The organism is Methylobacterium sp. Leaf93, from assembly GCF_001422345.1.
GTDB classification, from domain to species: domain Bacteria; phylum Pseudomonadota; class Alphaproteobacteria; order Rhizobiales; family Beijerinckiaceae; genus Methylobacterium; species Methylobacterium bullatum.
The window spans coordinates 781,618-804,811 of sequence record NZ_LMMS01000001.1 but is presented as its reverse complement, the minus strand read 5'-3'; the positions used below and the strand labels follow the sequence as shown (position 1 = coordinate 804,811).

Sequence of the window (23,194 nt, the reverse complement as noted above, 5' to 3'; positions counted from 1 at the left end):
GTTGCTCTTTTATGCGTGATGCTGGGAGTCTCCCCCGGTTTCACACAAGAAGACGCCGCGCCATTGGGCGAGGCAGAGGCTCCGGCCCCCAAGCCTAAGCCGAAACCAAAGCCCAAGCCCAAACCGAAACCCGTCGCCAAGCCAGCCGAGGCATCCGATGCTCCTCAGGCCGCGCCCCTGCCGATGCCGGCGGCCAATCTCGCCCCCGTGAAACTGCCCGAGCTCATCGTGGTCTGCGACAACGGTCAGGGTGCGTTCTACGAAGGGCAGGGCGCGGTCTCGCTCTGGGTGACGCGGAGCGGCACGATCACCGTCGACAACCCGCTTCGCCCCCTGACGCCGGAGGCTACCCGCGTGCTGCAGGTCGTCATCGGCAACAAGGCCGCCACCGCCTTCGGCCCGGACCTCCTGGCCCTCCGCCGGGGCGGTAGCCCCGCAGCCCTGGAGGCGACGATTGGCGGACCGGTCCGCTGGGACGAGCAGCTCACGGTGTTGCCGGATTTCCTCAACATCGTCTCGGAGGCGGGCGAAGTCCTGGCGCGCCTCGATCATCGCCGCTGCGGCGATGCCCCGGAGGTGAAGGCGGCGCCCGTTGCCAAGGCGAAGCCCAAGCCCGTGGCGAAAACACCGCGCTCGCCCAAAGCCACCGCCACCGAGGGAGCTGGGCGAGGGGAGGGCGCGGCCCCTCGCGGCCTTCAATTGCCTCAGGGCGCCATTCCGGCCGGCCAATAACGATCGCGGGACGAGGGAGGACGACATGAAGGCCGCCGAGGTGATCGCAAAGCTGGGGCTCCAACCCCACCCGGAGGGCGGCCATTATCGTGAAACGTTTCGCGATCCGACGGAGGTCGATGGCCGTTCGGTGGGCAGCGCGATCTACTACCTGCTCGATCTCGGCGAGACCTCGGATTGGCATCGGGTCGATGCCTCCGAGATCTGGTTCTGGCATGCCGGCGCACCGATGGTGATCACCACGAGTCCGAACGGTCACGATGCGACCGCCACCTATCTCGGTCCCGACCTCGCCCACGGCCAGCAGCCGCAGATCGTGGTGCCGGCGGGGCATTGGCAGACCGCCACGAGCCTCGGAGCGTGGACATTGGTGAGTTGCACCGTCTCCCCGGCCTTCCGGTTCGAAGGGTTCGAGATGGCGCCCCCGGGCTGGCGGCCGGTGCCGCGCGGCTGAGGGGGGCGCGTCTCTCCGTTCGCCTTGCCGGGAGCCTAAGCAGGTTCGCGTTGGTCGACCAACGCTTCACCCTGCTTAGCTCTCCGATGTGTCGCAGGTTTCGATCGCAGAACCGGGGGCCACTTCTGCGAAACCTGCTTAGCCCTCGATCTCGTCCGTCTTCGCGATCATCGGCACCAGCGGGGTGATCCGCAGGGCGGTGATGCGGTTCTTCGCCTTGCGCAAGACCTGAAACCGGAAGCCGTGGAAGTTGAAGGCGGTGCCGGTATCGGGGATCGCGCGTGCCTCGTGGATGACGAGGCCGGCGATGGTCGTCGCCTCCTCGTCGGGCAGGTTCCAGTCCATGGCGCGGTTGAGATCGCGGATGGCGACGGAGCCGTCGGCATTCACCGAGCCGTCCCCCTGGGGACGCACCCCGGAGACCGCGACGTCGTGCTCGTCGGCGATGTCGCCGACGATCTCCTCCAGGATGTCCTCCAGGGTCACGAGCCCCATGACCTCGCCGTACTCGTCGACGACGAGGGCGAAATGGGTCTTCTTGGTGAGGAAGGCCTTCAGCTGGTCCCGCAGGCTGGTCGTGTCTGGCACGAACCAGGTCTCGAGGGCCAGGGCCTCGACCTTCAGACCGGAGGCGTCGCCTCCGGCGGCGTCGAGGGCGCGCAGCAGGTCCTTGGCGTGAAGCACGCCGATGATGTTCTCTGAGGTGCCGCGCCAGAGCGGCATGCGGGTGTAGGGCGAGGACAGCACCTCCCGCACGATCTCCTCAGAGGGGAGATCGGCATTGATGGTGCGCATCTTTGTGCGGTGCACCATGACCTCGGAGACGGACAATTCGTGAAGGTCGAGCAGGCCGCCGAGCATGTCGCGCTCGGCCTTGGCGACGCCGCCCTCGCGGTGGAGCAGGGCGACCTGTCCGCGAATCTCCTCGGTGGGCGAGAGGATCGACTGGTGCTGCCCGATACTGATGCCGAAGGGGCGGAGCATCAGCCGCACCACCTTCTCGATGGCGATGGCGGCCGGGCCGAGGAGCGCCACCGCGAAGGCGACGGGCCGCGCCATCACCAGGGCGGCCTGGTCCGGCTTGTTGATGGCGAGGGTCTTGGGCAGCACCTCGGCGAAGACGATGACGAGGACCGACATCACACCGGTGGCGTAGAGCACCCCGCTCTTGCCGAAGATCGTGGTCAGCACGCTGGTGGTGAAGGCGGAGGCGCCGATGGCGACGATGTTGTAGCCGATCAGCATGGCGCCGATGAACCGCTCGCGCGAGGCGAGGATGCGGTTGACGACGCGTGCCCGCAGGTCGCCGCTATCTTCCAGGGCGAGCATCCGCGCCCGCGACGCCGCGGTGAAGGCGGTCTCGGCTCCCGCGAAGAAGGCCGAGAGCAGCAGCGACATCACCACGATGCTCGCGGCGAGCCAGAGGTCGGTATGCGTGTCCATCAGGCCGTCGTCGCATCAAGCTGTGCCACACCGGCACGGTGCCGGTCTTGGCAAGCCCCTCTCATATACCAACCCGCGACCGAAACGAGGCCGTGGCACCGGATCTGAGCCGGGAGGTCTTCATGGCTCTCCCACGATGTGGCCATGGAGCCGGGATCACCCTCCGCCGACAGCTCCAATCGTCAGGGAAAGTAGAGACGATCCGGTCAGGCCCCGCGCAACTCGTCCTGGAGAAAAGCCTTCACCTCGGCGCGGTCGATGCCCGGTGCGATGAAGCTCTGGCCGATCCCGCGGGCGAGGATGAAGGTCAGCGCCCCGTCGCGGACCTTCTTGTCCTGGGCCATGGCCTCGAGGATGGCGTCGGCGCCGCCGCATCCGCCCGGCACCGCCTGGAGCCGGGTGGGCAGGCCGGCCAGGGCCAGATGGTTGGCCACGCGGCCGGCATCCTGGCCGGGGCAAAGGCCGAGGCGGGCCGAGAAGCGGAAGGCCAGCGCCAGGCCGATGGCGACGCCCTCGCCATGGACGAGGCGGGCGGATTCGTAGCCGGTGAGCCGTTCCAGGGCATGGCCGAAGGTGTGGCCTAGGTTGAGCAGGGCACGTTCGCCGTCCTCGCGCTCGTCGCGCACCACGACGCCGGCCTTCGCCCGGCAGCAGATCGCCACGGCCTCGTCACGCTCCGGACCACCGGAGAAGATGCCGGCCCAGTTGGCCTCGCACCAGTCGAAGAAGCTGGAATCGGCGATGAGGCCGTATTTCGCCACCTCGGCGTAGCCGGCGCGCATCTCGCGCTCGGACAGGGTATCGAGGGTGGCGGTGTCGGCCAGGACCAGGCGCGGCTGATGGAAGGCACCGATCAGGTTCTTGCCGAGGGCTGAGTTGATGCCGGTCTTGCCGCCCACCGACGAATCGACCTGGGAGAGCAGTGTCGTCGGCGCCTGGACGAAGCGGACGCCGCGCCGGAGCGTCGCCGCCGCGAAGCCCGCGAGATCGCCGACCACGCCGCCGCCGAGGGCCACCACGAGGTCGTTGCGCTCGATCCGGTGGGCGAGGAGCCCGTCGCAGACCTGAGCATAGACCGCATAGCTCTTCGACACCTCGCCCGGCGCGACGGTGACGAGGCCGGAGCGCAGGCCCGCCGCCTCCAGGCTCTCGCGCAGGCGTTCACCATAGAGCGCCGACACCGTCTCGTCGGTGACGATGGCGGCGGCTTTGGCACCGAGGGCGGCCACGCGGGCGCCGGCCTCGGCGAGGAGACCCCGGCCGATATGGATGTCGTAGTCCCGACCCTGGTCGAGGGGGACGTGGACCGTCTGTCCGTCACTCACTGCGCGGCAACGCCTTGGTTCGAGGGGCCGTTGAGATAGGCATCGAGTGCCTCCATCACGTCCTCCACCACGCGGTCGTGCGATACGTCGCGCGAGGGGATCATCACGTCGGCACTGCCATAGACAGGATGCCGGATCTCCATCAACTGCCGCATCGTCTCCTCCGGGTCGTCGGTCTGGAGCAGGGGGCGATTGCCACGCTTGCGCACGCGGCGCATCAGCACGTCGAGCTCCGCTTTCAGCCAGACCGAGACGCCGCCCTGCGCGATCCGCGCCCGCGTCGCCTCGCGCATGAAGGCGCCTCCGCCGGTGGCCAGCACCAGCGGCCCTTCGCGGATGAGCCGAGCGATGACGCGCTCCTCTCCCTCGCGAAAGCTCGGCTCGCCGTAGATGGCGAAGATGTCCGGGATCGTGAGATGGGCCGCCGCTTCGATCTCGTTGTCCGCATCCTTGAACATCAGCCCGAGGCGCGTCGCCAGGCGCCGCCCCACCGTGCTCTTGCCGGCGCCCATGAGACCGACGAGCACGATCGAGCGCGCGCCGAGGGCACGGCGGAGCCTGACTTCGATGGGATCGGCGGCGATGTCGCCTCCCGATGGCTCGGTCTCGGTCTCGGTCATTGGTAAAGTCTTGATACACGTCTTCACGCGATCCTAGCGCGTTTCATCCGCCGGGCGAAGCGAGGCCGTCGGGCGGGACGCGATTCTTCCCAGGGCGAGCTTCTTTCGGGCAGGTTTTCTCGTCCCGCGAAGCCTCCCGGACCGGTGAGTCCGATCGCCGCTCGGCGGTCGTGAGTCCCTTGCGGCGCTTCGTGTGGCTCCGAAGTCCTTGCCATCGCGCGCCCGGCATGGTGCAAACCCTTGGCTTGGCTGTTCAATGATCTGCTGGCCGACCGACGCCGTTCATTTCCGCACAGTTCCCTCCGACCGAGGTTCGTCCGAGTGCCGACCCTGTTTCGTTTCCTCGCCACGCTCGCCATCCTCGGTGGACTGGTCTTCGCGGGCATGTTCGCGCTCGCCACCTTCGTTCAACCCACGCCCCGGGAAATGAGCGTCAGCATTCCCTCTGCGAAGCTGCAGCCGCCCGGCCGGTGACGGAGTCGGAGAAGGCTGACGACGTGACGGGTGACGTGGCGGGCGCGGAAGGTCCGGACCTCATCGTGGCCTATCTCGAAATGCTCTCGGCCGAGCGTGGCGCCGCCGCTAACACGCTCGCCGCCTATCGCCGCGACCTCGGCCATTACCTCGCGGCCCTGTCCGCCTCGGGACGTGATCCGCTCGATACCGATGCGGGAGAGGTCCGCGCTTATCTGGCGGATCTCGAGACCCAGGGACTGAAGGCCTCCTCCGCCGCGCGCCGGCTGTCCTGCATTCGCGGCTTCCACAAGTTCCTGTACGCCGAAGGCCTCGCCGAGACCGATCCGAGTGCACCGGTGGGCGGCCCGCGCAGGGGACGCACCCTGCCCAAGGTGCTGTCGGTGACCGAGGTCGACGACCTCTTGCGCACCGCCCGCGAGCGGGCCGTGGCGACGCCGGCCGAGGAGGTGCCGGGCGAGCGGCGGCGCGCGGTCCGGATGCTGTGCCTGCTGGAAACCCTCTACGCCACCGGCCTGCGCGTCTCGGAACTCGTCGCCCTGCCGCGCTCGGCCGCCACCACGAAGCAGCGCTACCTCGTGGTGAAGGGCAAGGGCGGGCGCGAGCGACTGGTGCCGCTCACCGATCTCGCGCGCGCCGCCATGCGCGACCACCTCACTCATCTCACCGGCGACGGTCCCTTCCTGTTCCCCTCCGACAGCGAGAGCGGACACCTGACCCGGCAGGCTTTCGCCCGCGACCTCAAGAGTGCGGCGGCGGCGGCCGGGATCCGCGAGGACCGCGTGAGTCCGCACGTGTTGCGCCACGCCTTCGCCAGCCATCTCCTGCAGAACGGGGCCGATCTCAGGATTGTTCAGGAGCTCCTGGGCCATGCCGACATCTCGACGACCCAGATCTACACGCATGTCCTCGACGAGCGCCTGAAGAGCATGGTCCGCGATCTCCACCCCCTCATGGACGACCCGGCCGAATCCGGTACCGCGCCCGCCTGACTCGGGCGATTCGACCTCCACTCAAAACGAGGTCTGTCTTCCCCTGCTGACCGCGATCGTCGTCTCATCGGTCAGCGAGAACACGATACCCGCGCTGCGCAGGGCGCAAATCGCCTGATTGCGGTTGGGCACCGAGACGGAGGTGATGCAGCCCTCGAGCCGACGGACGGTCGAGAGCGACACGCCAGAGGCTCCGCTCAAATCCGCCATCGACCAGTCGAGCAGTGCGCGTGCCGCACGGATATGCCCAGCTTCGATGCGCTGTTCGAGGCCTTGAAGAAGACGGCCAGCGGGCCTGATCTTCAGATGTATCGGACCGATGAAATTGATCCAGCTTTCGACATCTCCGGTCTCGTTCAGCATAGGAATCATCAGCAGGCGGTAGGTCGCCGTTTCCCCATTCGCGAGTCTGAGGTTAGGCATCGTATGGACGAGGCGCTTGGTAAGATACTGCTCTTGCGCGTGGTCGCGCCAATGGCGGCGCTCCCTCTTCAGAACCGGCAGGGCCGGATCCTGCAGGAGTTCCGCTTCGGGAAGGCCGACGAGGTCGAGCCATTCGGCCGAAAACCTCCTGAACGGGTAGACATCCGTTGTTGACGTGAAGGCACCGACGACGACGTAGATTTCCCGGTCTCGCCGCCGCTGTTCCTCTTCGGCGCAGGTCTGCATGGCCGGATCGCCGATGTCGGCGAGGATGCCATGGGCGCTCAAGGGCCGTCCATCGGGTGCGGCCGTCACCTCCACGCGGCTGATGACGGTACGGATCCGGAAATCCGGCCGGACGATGCGGAAGATCGAGGGGGGTATCGCTTCCGATCGCCGGACGACGTCGGGTGCCATTGTTCGCGGGCAATCGTCCGGATGGATGAGCTTAAACAGGAGCGCGTAATCGGGCCTGACGAGGCCGTCGGGAATCCCCAGGATCGGATAGAGCCCGGGCGACCAGAAATGAGTGCCGTCGACGAAGTCCCAATGCCAATGCCCAACACTTACAAAGTGTCTGACTATGTCTGAAACGCCATCCGATAGGTTTTTAAACGTACCGCCGTGCATTGTGAGACCACAAACTCACGATGATCGTCGAAAACAGGACGGAGCCGGGGAGCCGAAACGACGATCTGAACCAACGAATATCTATCTTTTGATAGTATCGCAATATTCATTCGGGAAACATCCTTACCGTGATGCAAAATCGCGGGGCGACTGCCGATGTCATCGACCCGCCCTGACAAGGCTCTTTTGTAAGGGCGCCCGGATCTCTATCATGGGCTTTCGGCGACTCTCCATCGCCCCTGGAACAAGCATGGCCACTTGCGCGAGCATGCGAGTCTCATAGGCGGATCGTCCTCGTCCGGCCGGCCCCGCGTGGTCGTCTCCGGCGCCAGCGTCACGCCTCTCCACCGGCTCCGCGCTCAGACATCCGCCTCCTCGTCGAGCGTGTCCTCGATATAGACCTGTTCCAGCACGACCTTGATCACCGCCATCAGCGGCAGCGCGAGGGCGATGCCCCAGAGGCCGAACAGCACACCGAGCACGAGCTGGCCGGCGAAGATAGTGGCCGGCGGGATGTCCAGAGCCCGCTTCTGGATGAAGGGCGTCAGCCCGTAGCTCTCCAGGCATTGCACCACGAGGTAGACACCGAAGGCGCCGAGCGCCGCATTGGTGCCGGAGGCGAGGCCCGCCAGCACGATGATGACGCCGGCGATCAGCGGGCCGATCGTGGGGATGAAGGCGAGGAGTCCCGCCTGCAGGCCGAGGATGAGGGCACCTCCGATACCGAGGAAGCTCAAGCCCGCCCAGATGCAGACGAAGATCACCGCCATGGTGATGAGCTGGCCGAACAGCCAATGCCGCAGCGTCTCGCCCATGCCGTCGAGGAGAGCGGTGGCGCGGGGACGGTAACGGGGCGGTACGAACCGGACGGCGCCGTCACGGTAGCTGGCGGGATCGGCCGCGCAGGCGAGGCCGAGGAACACGATCACCAGGACGTTGCCCAGCGCGCTGAACAGCCCGGTGACGACGGCGGCCGCCGGTCCGAGCATGCTGCCGGCATCCGAGAGGAGGGAACCGGGGCTTTTGATCGCCCCCGAGGCGAGGACGCCGAGGCCCCCGGCCTTCTTGTCCTTGTCGGTCTCGTTGTCATTGGCTTTGTCGGGGCCCTGGTCGCTCGACGTCGGCTCCGGTGCCGAGAAGGCCGGCAGATCGATCCCGTATTCCTTCAGGCGGTCACGGACAGACCCCGCCTGTTTCGTGACGGTCTGGCCGAGCTCCCTGCCCTGCTGCACCACCGTCGCGCCACCGAAGGCGAGAAAGCCGAGGGTGAGCCCGCCGAGGACCAGGCTGACGATGGTGAGCCGGAGCCCGCGACCGAGCCCGATCACCTGGCCGAGCAGGCGCGTCAGACCATCGAGGAAGACCCCGAGCAGGATTCCCGCGAAGATCAGGAGCAGGGTCGAGGCGGCGGTCCAGGCGACGATCAGCAGGGCGATGAACGCCACCACCGCGATTCCCGAGGCCGCCGGCGACCAGTTGGCGGGGTGCGGACCCGGCTCGTCCTTGATCGGCGTACCCTGCTGCATCTGCCCGTCCCCTCGCGCGGTCTACCGAAGCGCGGTGCGAACGGGCGCGCGAAACCCGTCACAGGCAAGGGGCGCACGGGCTGAAGCGCGCCCTCCTCTGTGGATGACCGGAGGCGAATCGCCGCCGGTCCGCCCTCACGCCCAGCGTGACGCGGCCTCGTCGTCGGCGCCCGTGGCTTCGACCCAGCCCCCCATGGTGCCGTCGGCCAGATGCTCGCGCTTCCAGAACGGGGCCTTCGTCTTGAGATAGTCCATGAGGAAGCTCGCCGCCTCGAAAGCGGCCACGCGGTGGCTTGCCGCCGTCACCACGAGAACGATGCCGTCGCCCGGCGCGACGAGGCCGTGCCGGTGGATCACCCGCACCGCCTGGAGCGGCCAGCGGTCCTGAGCCGCCTCCACCACGCGGCCGATCTCCGCCTCGGCCATGCCGGGATAGTGTTCGAGTTCGAGTCCGATCAGGCGGCCGCCCTCGTCGCGGCACAGGCCGGTGAAGGTGACGATCGCCCCGGTCCTGCCTTGAAGCGTACCGCTCAGCGCAGCCATCTCCGCGGCCACGTCGAAGGGCGCGCTCTGGATGCTGATCGCGGCTGCGCCCCGATCGTTCGCCGTCGTCTCGCCTGCTGACATCCGTCGATTCCTTGACGCATCGGCGCGAAAGCCCTCGCGACCGGGTTTGATCCCCCTTAAGGGATGCGCGACATTGCAAAGTCCGCGCGGTGGTTTCACGCTGTTGCGCGTCGTTCAGGCAACAACATTCCGGCGTCCGGCCTTACCACTCGACCGGCATGGGTTCCATGCCCCGCCGGTCCCATGGCCGGTCTACGCCAACGGCTTCGAAGGAACCCCCTCGCGTGACGCCTGAGTTGATCCTGCCCCATGACGGCGTCCTGCCGGTCTTCTCGGCCCGTCCGGTCTGGTGCGGGCGCGGAAGCACGGTCATCGGCGCCGCCACGATCGGTGCCCAGGCCTGGCTCGGCGACGACAGCGTGATCCGTGCCGACGGCGAGGCGGTGACCGTCGGCGAGCGCTTCTGGCTAGGCCATCGCTCGACGCTCCACATCGCCACCGATTCTCACCCCACCCTCGTCGGCGACCGGGTGACGGTGGGCCGCAACGCCGTGGTCCATGCCTGCACGGTGGGGTCCGACGTGGTGATCGAGGACGACGTCATCGTCCTCGACGGCGCCACCGTGGAGGACGGAGTGCTCATCGAGGCCGGGGCCACCGTCTTCCCGCGCTCGCACCTCGCCGCGGGCTTCGCCTATGCCGGCAGCCCGGCGAAACCCCAGCGTCCCATCACCGCGGCCGAGATCGCCGAGCGGGCCGAGCGCGTGCGCGAGGCCACGGGGGATACACCGCCGCCCGTCGCCGGCGACGAGATCGACGTCGATCCCAGCGTTTACGTCGCCAGCACGGCGCGCCTGCGCGGCCGCATCGCCCTCGGCGCTGGGTCGAGCGTGCTGTTCTCCTGCGACCTGCATGCGGAGGTCGGCCCCATCCTCGTCGGCGCCGACACCAACATCCAAGACAACACCGTCATCCGTGCACGGGCCGAGGGTGTCGTCATCGGCCGCGACACCACGATCGCGCATAACGTGCGGATGGCCGATTGCCGGATCGGCGCGCGCAGCCTCATCGGCATAGGCTGCGTCCTCGCCCCCGGCACCGTGGTGGCCGACGACGTGTTGCTCGCGGGCGGTTCCACCACCGATCCGGGTCAGCTCCTCGAGAGCGGCCATCTCTGGGGCGGCCGCCCCGCCCGCATCCTCGGGCCCCTCGACGCGGACAAGCGCGCGATGATGACCCGCATCGTCGCCGGCTATTGCGAGCATGGGCGGGTGTATCGGCAGATGGAGACGGGTGAGAACTGAAGGGATGCGCGAAGCGCGCCTGCCGTCCGGTCCTCGAATGCGACGATTACCCGGCAGGTGCCGGTCCGCACCAGCACACGTGGCGGCATCTCTTAAGGGATGATGGCATGCAGGAGGGCAGCGCATGGTCGCCTCGTCCAATGATGCTCGGGAGACGCGCTCCATCGCGATGATCGGCGCAGCGCTTCTGGCACTCGCCGCGCCGGCCCCCGCTTCGGCCGCCCCCGAACCGCAGCGCTTTTCCATCACCTATCGCCTGTCGTTCCTCGACCTTCCCGTGGGCGAGGCCACTCTCGCCGTCGATCAGGCCGGCGGGCGCTACGCCTACGATCTGAAGGCGGGCCTGCGCGGCCTCGTCGGTGTCTTCTTCGAGGGATCGGGGACGGCCTCCGCATCGGGAGAGCGGTCGCGAACCGGAGCGCTCACCGGCACGTTCCGGTCGGAGAGTCTCTACGGCCGCAAGCCGGTCCAAGTCTCGATGGTCCTGTCGGGGGGACGCGCGCATGACGAGAGCGTGGAGCCCCCTCCGACTCCGACGCCCGACCGGATCCCGGTGGCGCCGCAGGACAAGGTGGGTGTCGTCGATCCCCTGACCATGCTGGCGATCCCCCTCGGCGCGGCGCCCCTCGATGTCGCCCTCTGCGAGCGCCGCATCCCGGTCTTCAACGGGGTGGCCCGGGCGGATATCGTCCTCTCGCGCGGGGTGCTGGTGACGGTCCAGGAGGGACCCTATCGCGGACCGGCGCTCGATTGCCGGGCGCGCTGGGTGCCGATTTCAGGCCACCGACCCAATGGCAGCAGCGTGCGCCGCATGGCCGAGAACGACGACATCCGCGTGCGGCTCGCCCCCGTTCCCGGCGGCGCGATGATGTTGCCGCTCACAATCTCTCTGGCCACCGGCTGGGGGCGGGCGGGGATCGAGGCGACACAATGGGGTGCGCCGCTCAAGGCCGACGGACGCGGCGCGGTGAAGGTCCACCTGCCCAACGCCCGCTGAGACAACGGACGCTTCGCGTCTTCCTGCGCCGGACCCCGGCTCGCCTTCCGCCGGCGCTCCAGTCGGCCAGGGAGGGGGGAGGGGAGGGAATACGGGGAGACGGTGCGCCGCTTACCCGACGCCGCGCGATATCAGCCCGCCACGTCCTCGTCGGCGAACAGCCCCGTGGGCAGCCCGTCCATGCTGCGAGCGTTCTTCTGGCGGCGATAGGCGTCGAGTTCGGCCTCCGTCTTGGCCTGGGCCCAGCGGTCGAGGGTGGGACGTTCCTCGCGGTAATCGAACACGGGCACGCCGAAGCCGCAGGAGGTCTGCACGAGATCGATGACGAGACGCACCATCTGACGCGCTCCGGGCGGCTCGCAGCCGTCGAACACATCGGAGAGGAGGCTGGAATAGGCCTCGCTGCCCCGCGCCAGAACCTCGCCGCGCCCGTAGAGCCGCAGGATCGTCGGCGCGCCCTCAAGCGCGCAGAACATCACCGTCAGCCGTCCATCCACCCGCAGATGCGCGGCGGTCTCGTTGCCGCTGCCGGTGCGGTCGAGATAGACGACGGTGTTCGGGTCGATGACCCGGAACGTATTGGTGCCACGCGGCGACAGGTTGATCCGCGTGCCCTCCGCCGCCGATGCGGTAAAGACGATGTGCTGCCGAGCGATGAATTCGCGATGGCGCTCGTCGAGGGCCGGAAACTGCTTGGCCATGGATGTCCTTCTCGCTGCGCTACGCCGCCTCGGGACGTCCCGCCATGATCGCGCGCAGGGCTGCTTCGGGCTCGCGATCCAGGATGTTGAGAAGAGTGCGGACGTAGGGCGGGATCATGGTGCGGCCCTGTTCCCAGTTCTTGAGGGTCGCCAGAGGTGCGCCGATTACCTCGGCGAAGGTCGCCTGCGTCATGCCGAGGCGCTCGCGGATCATCCGAGGAGGCAGCACGATGGCTGAGCCATCGAGGTGGGAGGGATCGTCCGGGTCGAACCCGTCCTCGATCATATAGCGACGGATATCCTCGTCGGTGGTCGCGTCCAATCTGGCGCGATCGACTGTGACGGGACGTGTCAAGGCTTCTTCGAGTGTGATCTTTGCCATTCAGCGCGCTCCTTGCGGTTTGCTGGCCAAGCCGTGATGATCCATCGCGTATCGCTACGATCAGTGTAGACAACCGTGACGAAAACCTCGTTCATCTGTCCGATGGCGATCATACGAACTTCTCCGTAATCCTGCCGCGTGTCCGTCTTCACGAGGACGGGACCCGCAAAGATCGTGACGGCGTCCGCGAAATCGATGCCGCGTTCTGTCAGAACCTTGCCCTGCTTACTCGGATCCCAATCGAAGTTCATCCTGGGCTTCGCGTCCCCGGAAAGCTCCCTGCCCGCCTCTGCAGCGGAAGAGAGGGTGATCCCGTGGGAGTTTCGCGAGAGACAGATATACGCTGTCAGCGCCCCTCAGTAAAGGAAACGCCGGGTTTCTTTGCTGCGACACGCGGTTCCTAGGGCCGCAGGAACCGACCGACCAACAGCCGCGCCAGATCGCGCGGCGGTTCCGGGGTCAGGACGGCGAGCTTGTTGGAGGTGGAGAGGGAGGCGAGCCCGTGGAGGCCCGCCCAGAGGGTCGCCACGGCCTGCCGTCTCTCGCCCGCATCGGGGATCAGCGGTTCGAGCACGCCGTCGACGAGGTCGGTCGCCTGGGCGAGCGCGGCGGCGTACCAGTCGGGAAAGGTCGAGTCCGGCGCCAGGGAATGCTCGAAGACGAGACTCCAGACTTGAGGGTCCGAAGCTACGAAGGCCAGATAGGCATCGGCGAGGGCCAGAGCGTTGTCCCGCGGATCGGCGTCGGTGCGGATCGCACCCTGGAGCGCTCCGTGCAGGCACTCCAGGGTGCGGGCGTTGACCCGCATCACCACCGCGTCGAGATCGCCGACGCCGTTATAGATCGAGTTCGGGGCGTAGCCGATCACCGAGGCGAGCCGGCGCATGCCGAGGCCACGAAGCCCCTCCATGCGGACCAGGCCCTCCGCCGCCTTGGTCACCAGGGCCTCGAATTCCTCGCGGTTGTGCTCGCCCCGTGGGCCGGTGCCGCGCCGTGCCGGTTTGGTCGCTTTCGTCACGCTGTCCCCGCCCTCGGGTGCCGCCCGGCACGTCCTCGTCGCATAGATTGCACGCCGTGCAAAATCAATGTTGCCGCCCTTTCCGCATCCGCATATTTTGCACGTTGTTCAAATTCGGTGGACGTGCCGGATTTGACGGTTCGTTACAGGGTGGGCAGTCATGGTCCGCCCCGAGGAGACCAAGATGTTCCGTAGCTTGATGACGACGCGCCGGTTCGCGCCCCTGTTCTGGTGCCAGTTCTTCTCCGCGTTCAACGACAATTTCCTGAAAAACGCGCTGGTCTTCCTGATCCTGTTCAAGGTCGCCGGCGCCGGCGAAGAGGCTGCCCATCCGGGTATCCTGGTGACCCTGGCCGGCGCGGTCTTCATCGGCCCGTTCTTCATCCTGTCCGGCCTCGGCGGCGAGCTCGCCGACCGTTACGACAAGGCGCTCATCGCCAAACGCCTGAAATTCGCGGAGGTCTTCGCCGCCGCCGCCGCCGCGATCGGCTTCTTCCTCCACTCCGTCCCGATCCTGTTCGTGGCGCTAGGCCTGTTCGGCACGGTGGCGGCCCTGTTCGGCCCGATCAAGTACGGCATCCTGCCCGACCACCTGAAGCGCAACGAGCTGACGGCAGGCAACGCGCTGGTCGAGGCGGCGACCTTCCTGGCCATCCTGCTCGGCACCATCGTGGCCGGCTTCGCCAGCGCGCTCGGCGGCGATGCCCTGGCCTTCAGCGCGCTGATCATGGTGTTCGCGATCCTGTGCTGGCTCTCCGCGCGGCAGATCCCCTCCACCGGCGAGGCGGCGCCGACGCTGAGAATCGATCCCAACGTCGCCCGTTCCACCGTGGCCCTGCTGCGTGACCTCTACGCCGATACCCGGCTGTGGCGCGGCTCGCTCATCGTCAGCTGGTTCTGGCTGGTGGGTGCCGTGGTGCTCGCCCTGCTGCCGGTGCTGGTGCGCGAGAGCCTGAACGGCTCGGAGACGGTGGTCACCCTGCTGCTCGCGATCTTCTCGGTGGGCATCGCCGTCGGCTCGGCGCTGGCCTCCTGGCTCGCCAGCGGACGCATCGTCCTGCTGCCGACGCCGATCGGCGCGCTGTTCATGGGCCTGTTCGCCCTCGACCTCGCCTGGACCGTCTCGCACCTCCCGCCGGTCTCCGGCGAGGTGATGGGGGCCGGCGCCTTCCTCTCCACCGGGGCGGGCCTTCGCGTGGCGGCGGCCTTCGCCGGCCTCGCCGTCGCGGGCGGCCTCTACATCGTGCCCTCCTTCGCCGCCGTGCAGGCCTGGACCGACAAGGACAAGCGCGCCCGCGTCATCGGCGCCGTCAACGTGCTCACCGCCGCCTTCATGGTCACCGGGGCTCTGGGGCTTGCCGCCCTACAGGGCGCGGGCTGGTCCATGGCCTCCCTCCTCACCCTCATCGGCGTCGCCAATCTCGCCGCCGGCGTGATCGTCCTGAAGGTGATGCCGACCAGCGCCTTCCGCGACTTCCTCTCGATCCTGTTCCGCGCCTTCTACCGGCTCGAGGTTCGGGGCCTGGAGAACGTGGAGAAGGCTGGCCCCAACGCCATCATCGCCCTCAACCACGTCTCGTTCCTCGATGCGCCGCTGGCCCTTTCGCTCCTCGACAAGGAGCCGGTCTTCGCTGTCGACCACGGCATCGCGCAGCGCTGGTGGGTGAAGCCCTTCCTGCGGGTGACCAAGGCGATGCCTCTGGACCCGACCCGGCCGCTGGCCACCCGCACGCTCATCAATGCCGTCAAGAACGGCGAGACGCTGATCATCTTTCCCGAGGGGCGCCTCACCGTCACGGGCAGCCTGATGAAGGTCTATGACGGCGCCGGCCTCATCGCCGAGAAATCCGGGGCCAAGGTGGTGCCGGTGAAGATCGAGGGCCTGGAGAAGACCGCCTTCTCGCGCCTCTCCCGCAATCAGGTCCGCCGCCGCTGGTGGCCGAAGGTTATCGTCACGGTGATGTCGCCGGTAGCGCTTACCGTCGATCCCGCGCTGAAGGGCAAGAACCGGCGGCGCGCGGCAGGAGCGGCGCTGTACGACATCATGTCCGATCTCGTCTTCGACACCGCCTTCATCGACCGTAGCGTGATGAGTGCCCTCATCCAGGCCGGTGTCGACCATGGCTGGCGCCGCACCGCGCTGGAGGACCCGGTCACAGGCACGCTCAGCTATTCCCGCCTCGTGATGGGCGCCAACATCCTCGGCCGGAAGCTGATGCCGCTCGCCGCCGAGGGCAAGGCCATCGGGCTGATGCTGCCCAATGCCAACGGCGCGGCCGTGACGTTCTTCGCCCTGGCCAGCGCCGGGCGGGTTCCGGCGATGATCAACTTCTCGGCCGGCCCCGCCAACGTCCTCTCGGCCTGCACGGCGGCGCAAGTGGACACCATCCTCACGTCACGTGCCTTCATCGACAAGGGCCGCCTCAACGGCCTGATCGAGGCCATCCAGGGCAAGGTGAAGCTCGTCTACCTCGAGGATGTGCGCGCCAGCATTACCACCGGCGACAAGATCCGAGGCTTTCTCAGCCCCCGCAAGCCCCTCGTGGCGCGGCGCGGCGACGATCCGGCGGCGATCCTGTTCACGTCAGGCTCGGAGGGCACGCCCAAGGGCGTGGTGCTCGCCCATCGCTGCATGCTCGCCAACACTGCCCAGGTCGCCGCCCGCATCGATTTCGGGCCGACCGACAAGGTATTCAATGTCCTGCCGGTGTTTCACGCCTTCGGCCTGACGGCGGGCCTGATCCTGCCTCTGGTCTCCGGCGTACCGGTCTACCTCTATCCCTCGCCGCTGCATTACCGGATCGTGCCGGAACTCATCTACGGCTCGAATGCCACCGTCCTGTTCGGCACGGACACCTTCCTGTCCGGCTACGCCAAGACGGCCCATTCCTACGACCTGCGCTCGCTCCGCTACGTGGTGGCCGGTGCCGAGGCGGTGAAGCAGGCAACCCGGAAGACGTGGAGCGAGAAGTTCGGCCTGCGCATCCTCGAAGGCTACGGCGTCACCGAATGCGGGCCGGTCGTCGCCCTCAACACACCGATGTTCAACCGCTTCGGCACGGTCGGCCGGCTCCTGCCGGGGATCGAATCCCGCCTCGAACCGGTACCCGGCATCGAGGAGGGCGGCCGTCTCTCGGTGAAGGGGCCGAACGTGATGCTCGGCTATCTCAGGGCAGAGAAGCCCGGCGTGCTGGAGGCTCCGCCGGAGGGCTGGCACGATACCGGCGACATCGTCGCCATCGACGCCGAGGGCTTCGTCACGATCAAGGGCCGCGCCAAGCGCTTCGCCAAGATCGCTGGCGAGATGGTGTCGCTCGCCGGGATCGAGGCCATCGCCGGCGAACTCTGGCCGGATACGCCGAGCGCGGTGGCGGCGGTGCCGGATGCGCGCAAGGGAGAGCGGCTGATCCTGTTCACGGAGCGCAAGGACGCCACCCGCCCCGCTTACCAGGCCTTCGCCAAGGCCAAGGGCGCCACCGAGATCGCCATCCCGGCCGAAGTGGTGGTGCTGGACAAGCTGCCGATGCTGGGCACCGGCAAGGTGGATCAGGTCGGCGTGGTCAAGCTGGCGCACGAGCGGGCCGGCGGCGAGTCCACCGCTGCGGCCTAGGTCTCGCGAACCCTCTCTCGGAAAGGGGGGAGGGTTCGTGGCCATTGTCTCATCACCGCCTCGGCCAACCCATCCACCTGCGCCTCCGTATGCGCGGCGGAGAACGCCACACGCAGCCGCGCCGTCCCGGCCGGGACCGTGGGCGGGCGGATCGCGACCACGAGATAGCCCTGGTCCTCCAAAGCGGCCGAAAGGCCGAGCGCAGTGTCCGCTTCGCCGATGACGATGGGGACGATAGGGCTCTGTGCCTCGGGGAGGCCGAGTTGCGCGGTGAAGCGGCGGGCGAGGGCGAGCGGACGCGCGGCGAAATCAGGCTCGGCCTCGACGATGTCGAGGGCAGCCAGGGCGGCCGCCGCCGAAGCCGGGGGCAGGCCGGTGGTGTAGACGAAGCTGCGGGCCCGGCTCGTCATCAGGTCGACCACTGCGCGGGAAGCGCAGAGATAGCCGCCATAGGAGCCGAGGGTCTTCGACAGGGTGCCCATTTCGAGGGGCGCGCGGGCATCCGGCTCGACGACCCCGAGGCCATGGGCGTCGTCCACCAGGGTCCAGGCATCGTGCGCGTCGGCGAGATTCAGGATGTCGGCGATCGGCCCCCGGTCGCCGTCCATGCTGTAGACGCGCTCCGTGAGGATCAGCGCGTGCTGGTGGCGGGAGCGGTGCTTGGTCAGGAGCGCTTCGAGATCGTCGAGGTCGTTATGGGCGAACCGCAGCACCTTCGCGCCGGAGAGCCGCGCCCCCGCCCAGAGGCAGGAATGGCCGAGCGCGTCCACGAGGATCAGGTCGCGCGGGCCGGCGAGCCCGGAGACGATGCCGAGATTGGCGAGATAACCGCTGCCGAAGACCAGGGCCGCTTCCGTCCCCTTATGGGTGGCGAGGCGCTCTTCCAGGGCGGCGAGGGGCGGGTGGCTGCCGGTGACGAGACGGGAGGCACCGGCCCCCGTCCCGTAAAGGGCGGTCGCGGCCTGAGCCGCCGCGATGACGCGCGGATCCTGCGACAGGCCGAGATAATCGTTGCAGGAGAACGAGACGAGGCTGCGCCCCTGTCGCGTCGCCGCCGCCTGCGGGCCGCGCATGGTGGGAACGAGGTGCCGGCGCAGGGAGGTCTCGTCGAGGCGGACGAGATGGTCGCGGGCGAACGCTTCGAGGCTGGTGGTGCGGTCGGGGTCGGACATGGGAGCGGGAAGGAAGCCCGCGCCATCGCGATGTCAAGCACGCGCGATGGTCACTCGCCCGGCCGGCGCCTCTCGATGCGGTAGAGCGCGAAGCGCGCGGATGCCGCCAGGGGCACGAGCAGGCCCGGCATCGGGTTCGGAGCCGACGGGCCGACGACGTAGAGGTAGTCGAAATCCTCGGTCCAGGTGCGGGTATAGCCCGGCGCGTCCGCGTTGGGCCGGCCCTCGGCGATGTCGCGCAGGATCACCATCGCCGTCGGGCCGCCATAGGGGACGGCCAGATGGCGGTAGCCATCGATCACCGTCACCGGCTGTTTGCCGATGGAGGTGAACAGCGTCGGCACGAACGCATCCGCATAGGCGACGGCCAGCGTCGCCGCGTTGTACATCGGATAATCGGAGAGGTCGCCGAGGGGGGCGTCCTCTCCGTTGCCGCTATGGCCTACGAGCACGCGGGAACCCGGCTTCAACTGCCCGAAGGACGCGACGAGCGCCGCATACTCGCCCCGGTAGATCGCCGCGACAGTGAGGGCGGAGGCGAGGTTCACCAGGGTCACGCCCAGGACGGCCACAGCGGCAAGTCGTCCCCAGGCCCGGCTCGGTGGCGACACCACGATGAAGCCGGGAACGATGAGAAGTGCTGCCACCGTCACCCGGAGATCGACGAAGGACGTGTCGAACAGGCGCGTGGGCAGGACGACGAAGAGCGCCGCGAGGCCGGCCGCCAGCCAGCACCCGGATTGAATCGGCCGGACCGCGCCTCGCATCGCGGCGGCCCCGATGAGGCCGACGAGGATCACCGTGCCGCCGGTGGAAAGCCAAAGGTCGTAGCCGTTCAGAGTGGCGAACGCCATCAAGAGCTTGGTCTGACCGTTCCAGGCGGTCCCCTCCTGGCCGATGGCGCCCCCCGTCGCCTTCATGACCCCGAAGGCGACGAGCGCCGGCAGGGCGAGGGTGAGGAAGCGCGCCATCGTCGTCGGCAGGGCGGGCTTTCGGGTCCGGGCACGCCAGAGCTCGTGAATGCCGAGGGTGAAACCGTAAAGGCCGAGCGCGAACAGATGGGCGCCGAACAGCAGGGCCACGAAGAGGGTGTGAAGCGCGAGCCGGAGCGGCCAGGCCCGGTCCTGCAGGACAATCCAGCAGGCGATCCCCCACAGCGCGATGCCGAGGGCGAACTGGAAGTTCACGAAACCCCAGGCAAAGGGAACGCTGTAGAGCACCAGCAACGCGAGGAACCCGCTCACCTGAAAGCGGCGCTTCACCGCGAGCTCGACGGCGATGGCCCCTGTGATCGTGAGGATCTGGCTCGCCAGCAGGAACAGCCGGGTCGCGAGTTCGACGCTCGTGATCCGCGCGACGAGCGGGACGACGAGGTCCATGGCGAGGTTGGGATAGAGCGCCCAGGTGACCCGGTAGAAGGGGTGCGCCTGCGGGGTTCCGTCCCGCACGAGGATGTACATGCGGGCGAGGTGGTTGGGATAATCCACCATCGCCGGGATCGGCATCGTCAGCACCGGGAGCAAGGCGATGACGAACAGGAGAGCGAACAGCGCCACGGTCGGCGGCGACGTGCCCCAAAGCCGGCCGGGGATGAGTTCGGGTCTCTCGGCAGGCACAGGACAGTCTCGGACAACGAGATCCCTCCGGAGGGCCGGTCGATGGCCTGGAGGGCAGGGTCGCAAACCATGCCTCCGACGGCTTTAAGATCGGGTTGCAGCTCGCTCCCTTGACCGTTCGGCCGCGCACGCTCATCCCGCACGAATGCCTACGGATGCGAAAAACTCTCTCTGGCGGCCCTATACGCAGATGCGGAATGCCGCGCCGCCCCTCGAGGCCGTGCGCACCTTCGGCTCGCGGATCGTGCTCGCCGACGGGCGCGAACTCATTGACGGCATCGCCTCGTGGTGGACCGCGGTCCATGGCTACAACCATCCGCATATCCGCGCGGCGGTGGCGGCCCAGCTCGAGACCATGCCCCATGTGATGTTCGGGGGGCTCACCCATGCGCCGGCCGAGCGCCTGGCGTCCCGCCTCGCCGCCTTGGCTCCGGGCGACCTCGACCACGTGTTCTTCACCGATTCCGGATCGGTGGCGGTGGAAGTGGCGCTCAAGATGGCAGCGCAGATGTGGCTCAACCGGGGCATCGCCGGACGCAGCCGGTTCCTCGCCTTCCGCGGCGGCTACCATGGCGACACGATGGGTGCCATGTCGGTCTGCGACCCGGAGGAGGGCATGCACCGCCGCTTCGGCGCCTATCTGCCGACTCAAGTCTTCTGCGATCTTCCGTGCGATGACGCTACCGCCGACGCCCTCGACCGTGCCTTGGCCCAGCATGCCGACAACCTCGCGGCGATCATCGTCGAGCCCCTGGTCCAGGGGGCCGGCGGCATGGTGATGCACGCCCCCGAGACCCTGGCGAGGGTGGCGCGGGCGGCGGAGCGGCACGGCCTGCCCCTCATCGCCGACGAGATCTTCACCGGGTTTGGCCGGACCGGCACCCTGTTCGCCTGCGAGCAGGCCGGAATCGTGCCCGACATCCTCTGCCTGTCGAAGGCACTCACCGGCGGCACCATGGCGCTGGCCGCGACGATCGCGCGGCGTCCGGTCTTCGAGGCCTTCCTGTCCGACGATCCCTCGGCGGCGCTGATGCACGGCCCGACCTTCATGGCCAACCCTCTCGCCTGCGCTGCCGCCAATGCCAGCCTCGACCTGTTCGAGACCGAGCCGCGTCTGGAACAGGCACGGGCCATCGAGATCCGCTTGGCAGAGGGACTCTCCGGACTGCACGGTCTCTCCGGTATCGCCGACATCCGCGTTCTCGGCGCCATCGGAGTCGTGCAGTTCGCGCGCGCACCCGATCTCGCTGCGCTCAAGGCGCGCTTCGTGGAGCAGGGGGTCTGGGTCCGCCCCTTCGGCGACATCGTCTACCTGACGCCGGCCCTGACCATCGCGCCGGACGATCTCGACCGTTTATGCGAAGCCGTGGCCCACGTGGTTCGGACATCGGCCGACACCGAGCCAGTGCCCTGAAATCTGTCCGCTCCCGCCCTGCAACCTGAACGGATGTTTATCGTTGGATCAAGTTGGGTCAAACGGTGAAGGGTGGGCATCGTGGTGAATGAGACGACGCGCTCGGACGACGACAGGCCGGTGATCCTCCTCGTCGAGGATGAAGCCCTGACGATCATGGACCTCGGGGATGTCCTCGAGGACGGTGGTTACGAGACGGTGCAATGCGCATCCGCGGAGCGGGCGCTGGGCATCCTCCAGGCCCGAACGGATATCCGCGGGCTGATCACGGACGTGGAACTGTCGGGCAAGGTTAACGGGTTCGATCTCGCCAACGCTGTGTCGGAGGCACGGCCGACCCTGCCGATCGTCATTGTATCGGGCCGTGCCGCGCCCGACCCGGAGCGGATTCCCGCAGGTGCCCGCTTCATTTCCCGTCCCTGCACCGGAGAAGATATCCTCCAGCAGATCCAGAGCCTGATCCCCTGCTGAAACGGCGGGCGACAGTCCAGAACCGGTCGTCGGCCTGGTTTCGGCCGACGAAGATCGCTTTGCCTGGAGGAACATCTCTTCGCCGGCCGTTGGTTTCCTCGCAAATTTGAGCCGACTGTCATCTCAGCTTCACGAGCCGGACGCCATCTGCACGCACATGGTCCGCCCCCTTCGCCGGGATCTCAACCGGCGCCCTGGGAACGCGGCCTCCTGTGAGCGTGGAGTCGGGCGGCGATGGTTTCGGCTGAAGAGCGAGGGGCGGTATCGTCCGGCAAGGCCACATCGTCGGGCAAGTCCGAGTTGGGCAAGTCCGACAAAGCCGGCAGGGACACCGAACAGACGATGGGCAAGTCCGACAAACGAATTCGCCCTCCCGGCTCGAAGAGCGTCGGCTGGGCCCTGGTCCAAGCGGCGCGGCTGCACAGGTCCCGGGTGGGAGATCGTCTCGCCGCACTCGATCTGTTCGCCGGGCAGGAACAGGTGGTTCAGGCCTTGGCGGTTGCCGGCACGATGACCATGGGCGATCTCGCCGCCACCCTTCGGGTCCGGCCGCCCACGGCCTCGAAGACGATCTCACGCCTAGCGGCCCTCGGCTTCGTCGAGCGGCGTGCAGAGGCTGGGGATGGCCGCATCGTCCGCGTGCGACTCACCGATGCGGGCCTCGCCAAGGCGGAAGCCATCGAGCGCATCTGGGACGAGGTGGAAGCGGAGATGCTCGATGGGTTCGACGGCAAGGAGCGACGCCGCCTGCGTAAGCTCCTGCGTAAGGCCGCCCGCAACCTCGCCGACGTCTCGGGTGTCACCGGCCACGAAGTCGATGGCGACGCCGATATCGAGAACGACGAGGACGAGCCCGACGCACTGGTCGTACCGATCCAGAGCGATCGACTCGACTGAGCCTCATGGAATCCTACCGTGAAGCCAGCGGATCAGGGGCCCGTCACGGGCGCAGAGACCTGCGCGTGCCAGGCTGAGGGCCGCTCTCAGATTTTCCTGGCGATGCCTGAGTTCGCGTGGAGACCCAGCTTCCGCTTGGGCACACGCCGCAGCTTGCGGCGCTCCAACCGGAGCGCGAGACGTCCGGCGAGCCGATCGATCATCATGACGATGGCGCTGACGATGATGGCGAAGGCGCACGCACTCCCGATCAGAATGCCGATGACGCCCGGTGTCGGGATCAGCATCAGACAGACGAGACCGAAAAGGGCCGTCAGGGGAACCCATTTTGCCATTTTGCAGACGGTCCATCAGAGCATCGCCATACCGACGGTGCCACACCTGCATAAAGACACTCTTAAACCAATGGCGAGCGTTGCGAAGGAG

At 67.8% G+C, this 23,194-nt stretch carries 23 protein-coding genes; 10 read left to right on the top strand and 13 right to left on the bottom strand.

All coding sequences use genetic code 11. The features are described from left to right. The first annotated feature begins 63 nt into the window (after nucleotides 1-63). Complete coding sequence (locus ASF26_RS03560; protein ID WP_056249570.1) at nucleotides 64-732, top strand: hypothetical protein; 669 nt, start codon at nucleotides 64-66, stop codon at nucleotides 730-732. Between the two features lie 25 nt (nucleotides 733-757). Beyond that, entirely contained in the window at nucleotides 758-1,186 is a 429-nt protein-coding gene (locus ASF26_RS03555) for a cupin domain-containing protein (protein WP_056249565.1), read from the top strand. 138 nt (nucleotides 1,187-1,324) lie between these two features. Here ASF26_RS03555 and ASF26_RS03550 read toward each other — a convergent pair whose 3' ends face one another. From ASF26_RS03550 to ASF26_RS03540, 3 genes are all read right to left on the bottom strand, one after another. Beyond that, nucleotides 1,325-2,629 (bottom strand): HlyC/CorC family transporter, encoded by a 1,305-nt coding sequence (locus ASF26_RS03550; RefSeq protein ID WP_056249562.1) that lies wholly within the window; start codon nucleotides 2,627-2,629, stop codon nucleotides 1,325-1,327. A 206-nt stretch (nucleotides 2,630-2,835) separates the two neighbouring features. Next, nucleotides 2,836-3,954 (bottom strand): 3-dehydroquinate synthase, encoded by a 1,119-nt coding sequence (aroB, locus tag ASF26_RS03545; RefSeq protein WP_056249558.1) that lies wholly within the window; start codon nucleotides 3,952-3,954, stop codon nucleotides 2,836-2,838. Next, complete coding sequence (locus ASF26_RS03540) at nucleotides 3,951-4,574, bottom strand: shikimate kinase (protein ID WP_018045857.1); 624 nt, start codon at nucleotides 4,572-4,574, stop codon at nucleotides 3,951-3,953. Before ASF26_RS03540 ends, aroB begins: the two co-directional genes overlap by 4 nt. A gap of 321 nt (nucleotides 4,575-4,895) precedes the next feature. Between ASF26_RS03540 and ASF26_RS03535 the strand changes: the two genes are divergently transcribed. Both ASF26_RS03535 and ASF26_RS03530 read left to right on the top strand, forming a co-directional pair. Continuing rightward, complete coding sequence (locus tag ASF26_RS03535; RefSeq protein WP_056249556.1) at nucleotides 4,896-5,048, top strand: hypothetical protein; 153 nt, start codon at nucleotides 4,896-4,898, stop codon at nucleotides 5,046-5,048. A 35-nt stretch (nucleotides 5,049-5,083) separates the two neighbouring features. Next, the gene (locus tag ASF26_RS03530; protein WP_056249867.1) at nucleotides 5,084-6,040 is read left to right on the top strand and encodes a site-specific tyrosine recombinase XerD; all 957 of its coding nucleotides are present in this window, start codon (nucleotides 5,084-5,086) and stop codon (nucleotides 6,038-6,040) included. Between the two features lie 21 nt (nucleotides 6,041-6,061). Here the strand turns inward: ASF26_RS03530 and ASF26_RS03525 are convergent, their stop codons facing one another. The 3 genes from ASF26_RS03525 to ASF26_RS03515 form a co-directional block, all read right to left on the bottom strand. Beyond that, complete coding sequence (locus ASF26_RS03525) at nucleotides 6,062-7,093, bottom strand: transcriptional regulator (RefSeq protein WP_056249550.1); 1,032 nt, start codon at nucleotides 7,091-7,093, stop codon at nucleotides 6,062-6,064. A 359-nt stretch (nucleotides 7,094-7,452) separates the two neighbouring features. Next, nucleotides 7,453-8,619, bottom strand: coding sequence for an AI-2E family transporter (locus tag ASF26_RS03520; RefSeq protein ID WP_056249547.1), 1,167 nt, complete (start codon nucleotides 8,617-8,619; stop codon nucleotides 7,453-7,455). A gap of 135 nt (nucleotides 8,620-8,754) precedes the next feature. After that, on the bottom strand, nucleotides 8,755-9,246 hold the full coding sequence (locus ASF26_RS03515; protein ID WP_056249543.1) for a molybdenum cofactor biosynthesis protein MoaE: 492 nt from the start codon (nucleotides 9,244-9,246) through the stop codon (nucleotides 8,755-8,757). Nucleotides 9,247-9,470: 224 nt separating this feature from the next. On the opposite strand from ASF26_RS03515, the gene ASF26_RS03510 reads away from it, so the two are divergent. Both ASF26_RS03510 and ASF26_RS03505 read left to right on the top strand, forming a co-directional pair. Further along, nucleotides 9,471-10,490, top strand: coding sequence for a gamma carbonic anhydrase family protein (locus ASF26_RS03510; RefSeq protein WP_056249540.1), 1,020 nt, complete (start codon nucleotides 9,471-9,473; stop codon nucleotides 10,488-10,490). Nucleotides 10,491-10,614: 124 nt separating this feature from the next. Beyond that, nucleotides 10,615-11,487, top strand: coding sequence for a DUF3108 domain-containing protein (locus ASF26_RS03505; protein WP_056249537.1), 873 nt, complete (start codon nucleotides 10,615-10,617; stop codon nucleotides 11,485-11,487). Nucleotides 11,488-11,618: 131 nt separating this feature from the next. Here the strand turns inward: ASF26_RS03505 and ASF26_RS03500 are convergent, their stop codons facing one another. From ASF26_RS03500 to ASF26_RS03485, 4 genes are all read right to left on the bottom strand, one after another. Beyond that, complete coding sequence (locus tag ASF26_RS03500) at nucleotides 11,619-12,188, bottom strand: pyridoxamine 5'-phosphate oxidase family protein (protein WP_056249529.1); 570 nt, start codon at nucleotides 12,186-12,188, stop codon at nucleotides 11,619-11,621. 19 nt (nucleotides 12,189-12,207) lie between these two features. Then, nucleotides 12,208-12,570, bottom strand: a complete 363-nt coding sequence (locus tag ASF26_RS03495) for a helix-turn-helix domain-containing protein (RefSeq protein WP_056249528.1) — start codon at nucleotides 12,568-12,570, stop codon at nucleotides 12,208-12,210. After that, nucleotides 12,540-12,821: a BrnT family toxin gene (locus ASF26_RS03490; protein WP_056249526.1), complete on the bottom strand. Its 282-nt coding sequence runs from the start codon at nucleotides 12,819-12,821 to the stop codon at nucleotides 12,540-12,542. The genes ASF26_RS03495 and ASF26_RS03490 overlap by 31 nt, the downstream gene beginning before the upstream one ends. Before the next feature lie 149 nt (nucleotides 12,822-12,970). Beyond that, entirely contained in the window at nucleotides 12,971-13,588 is a 618-nt protein-coding gene (locus tag ASF26_RS03485; protein ID WP_056249523.1) for a TetR-like C-terminal domain-containing protein, read from the bottom strand. A 184-nt stretch (nucleotides 13,589-13,772) separates the two neighbouring features. On the opposite strand from ASF26_RS03485, the gene ASF26_RS03480 reads away from it, so the two are divergent. Continuing rightward, the gene (locus tag ASF26_RS03480) at nucleotides 13,773-17,198 is read left to right on the top strand and encodes an acyl-[ACP]--phospholipid O-acyltransferase (RefSeq protein ID WP_056249864.1); all 3,426 of its coding nucleotides are present in this window, start codon (nucleotides 13,773-13,775) and stop codon (nucleotides 17,196-17,198) included. Here ASF26_RS03480 and ASF26_RS03475 read toward each other — a convergent pair. Further along, nucleotides 17,195-18,370, bottom strand: coding sequence for an aminotransferase class I/II-fold pyridoxal phosphate-dependent enzyme (locus ASF26_RS03475; RefSeq protein WP_056249520.1), 1,176 nt, complete (start codon nucleotides 18,368-18,370; stop codon nucleotides 17,195-17,197). The two genes, ASF26_RS03480 and ASF26_RS03475, sit on opposite strands and share 4 nt — an antisense overlap. A gap of 50 nt (nucleotides 18,371-18,420) precedes the next feature. Beyond that, entirely contained in the window at nucleotides 18,421-19,986 is a 1,566-nt protein-coding gene (locus ASF26_RS03470; RefSeq protein WP_244475804.1) for a hypothetical protein, read from the bottom strand. Between the two features lie 145 nt (nucleotides 19,987-20,131). On the opposite strand from ASF26_RS03470, the gene ASF26_RS03465 reads away from it, so the two are divergent. The 3 genes from ASF26_RS03465 (at nucleotide 20,132) to ASF26_RS03455 (ending at nucleotide 22,768) form a co-directional block, all read left to right on the top strand. Then, nucleotides 20,132-21,400 carry an adenosylmethionine--8-amino-7-oxononanoate transaminase gene (locus ASF26_RS03465; RefSeq protein ID WP_056249516.1) on the top strand — a complete coding sequence of 423 codons (1,269 nt, stop codon included), beginning with the start codon at nucleotides 20,132-20,134 and terminating at the stop codon, nucleotides 21,398-21,400. A gap of 81 nt (nucleotides 21,401-21,481) precedes the next feature. Beyond that, the gene (locus tag ASF26_RS03460; RefSeq protein WP_056148853.1) at nucleotides 21,482-21,871 is read left to right on the top strand and encodes a response regulator; all 390 of its coding nucleotides are present in this window, start codon (nucleotides 21,482-21,484) and stop codon (nucleotides 21,869-21,871) included. Nucleotides 21,872-22,213: 342 nt separating this feature from the next. After that, nucleotides 22,214-22,768 carry a MarR family winged helix-turn-helix transcriptional regulator gene (locus ASF26_RS03455; RefSeq protein ID WP_156462853.1) on the top strand — a complete coding sequence of 185 codons (555 nt, stop codon included), beginning with the start codon at nucleotides 22,214-22,216 and terminating at the stop codon, nucleotides 22,766-22,768. Between the two features lie 86 nt (nucleotides 22,769-22,854). Here the strand turns inward: ASF26_RS03455 and ASF26_RS03450 are convergent, their stop codons facing one another. After that, nucleotides 22,855-23,103: a hypothetical protein gene (locus ASF26_RS03450; protein WP_056249512.1), complete on the bottom strand. Its 249-nt coding sequence runs from the start codon at nucleotides 23,101-23,103 to the stop codon at nucleotides 22,855-22,857. Between the last annotated feature and the right edge of the window lie 91 nt (nucleotides 23,104-23,194).

Coding starts and splice junctions, on each gene's coding strand:
- ASF26_RS03555 (WP_056249565.1), top strand. CDS start 758: ATGAAGGCCGCCGAGGTGATCGCAAAGCTGGGGCTCCAACCCCACCCG.
- ASF26_RS03550 (WP_056249562.1), bottom strand. CDS start 2,629: ATGGACACGCATACCGACCTCTGGCTCGCCGCGAGCATCGTGGTGATG.
- ASF26_RS03540 (WP_018045857.1), bottom strand. CDS start 4,574: ATGACCGAGACCGAGACCGAGCCATCGGGAGGCGACATCGCCGCCGAT.
- ASF26_RS03525 (WP_056249550.1), bottom strand. CDS start 7,093: ATGCACGGCGGTACGTTTAAAAACCTATCGGATGGCGTTTCAGACATA.
- ASF26_RS03520 (WP_056249547.1), bottom strand. CDS start 8,619: ATGCAGCAGGGTACGCCGATCAAGGACGAGCCGGGTCCGCACCCCGCC.
- ASF26_RS03515 (WP_056249543.1), bottom strand. CDS start 9,246: ATGTCAGCAGGCGAGACGACGGCGAACGATCGGGGCGCAGCCGCGATC.
- ASF26_RS03505 (WP_056249537.1), top strand. CDS start 10,615: ATGGTCGCCTCGTCCAATGATGCTCGGGAGACGCGCTCCATCGCGATG.
- ASF26_RS03500 (WP_056249529.1), bottom strand. CDS start 12,188: ATGGCCAAGCAGTTTCCGGCCCTCGACGAGCGCCATCGCGAATTCATC.
- ASF26_RS03495 (WP_056249528.1), bottom strand. CDS start 12,570: ATGGCAAAGATCACACTCGAAGAAGCCTTGACACGTCCCGTCACAGTC.
- ASF26_RS03490 (WP_056249526.1), bottom strand. CDS start 12,821: ATGAACTTCGATTGGGATCCGAGTAAGCAGGGCAAGGTTCTGACAGAA.
- ASF26_RS03480 (WP_056249864.1), top strand. CDS start 13,773: ATGTTCCGTAGCTTGATGACGACGCGCCGGTTCGCGCCCCTGTTCTGG.
- ASF26_RS03475 (WP_056249520.1), bottom strand. CDS start 18,370: ATGTCCGACCCCGACCGCACCACCAGCCTCGAAGCGTTCGCCCGCGAC.
- ASF26_RS03465 (WP_056249516.1), top strand. CDS start 20,132: ATGCCTACGGATGCGAAAAACTCTCTCTGGCGGCCCTATACGCAGATG.
- ASF26_RS03455 (WP_156462853.1), top strand. CDS start 22,214: ATGGGCAAGTCCGACAAACGAATTCGCCCTCCCGGCTCGAAGAGCGTC.
- ASF26_RS03450 (WP_056249512.1), bottom strand. CDS start 23,103: ATGGCAAAATGGGTTCCCCTGACGGCCCTTTTCGGTCTCGTCTGTCTG.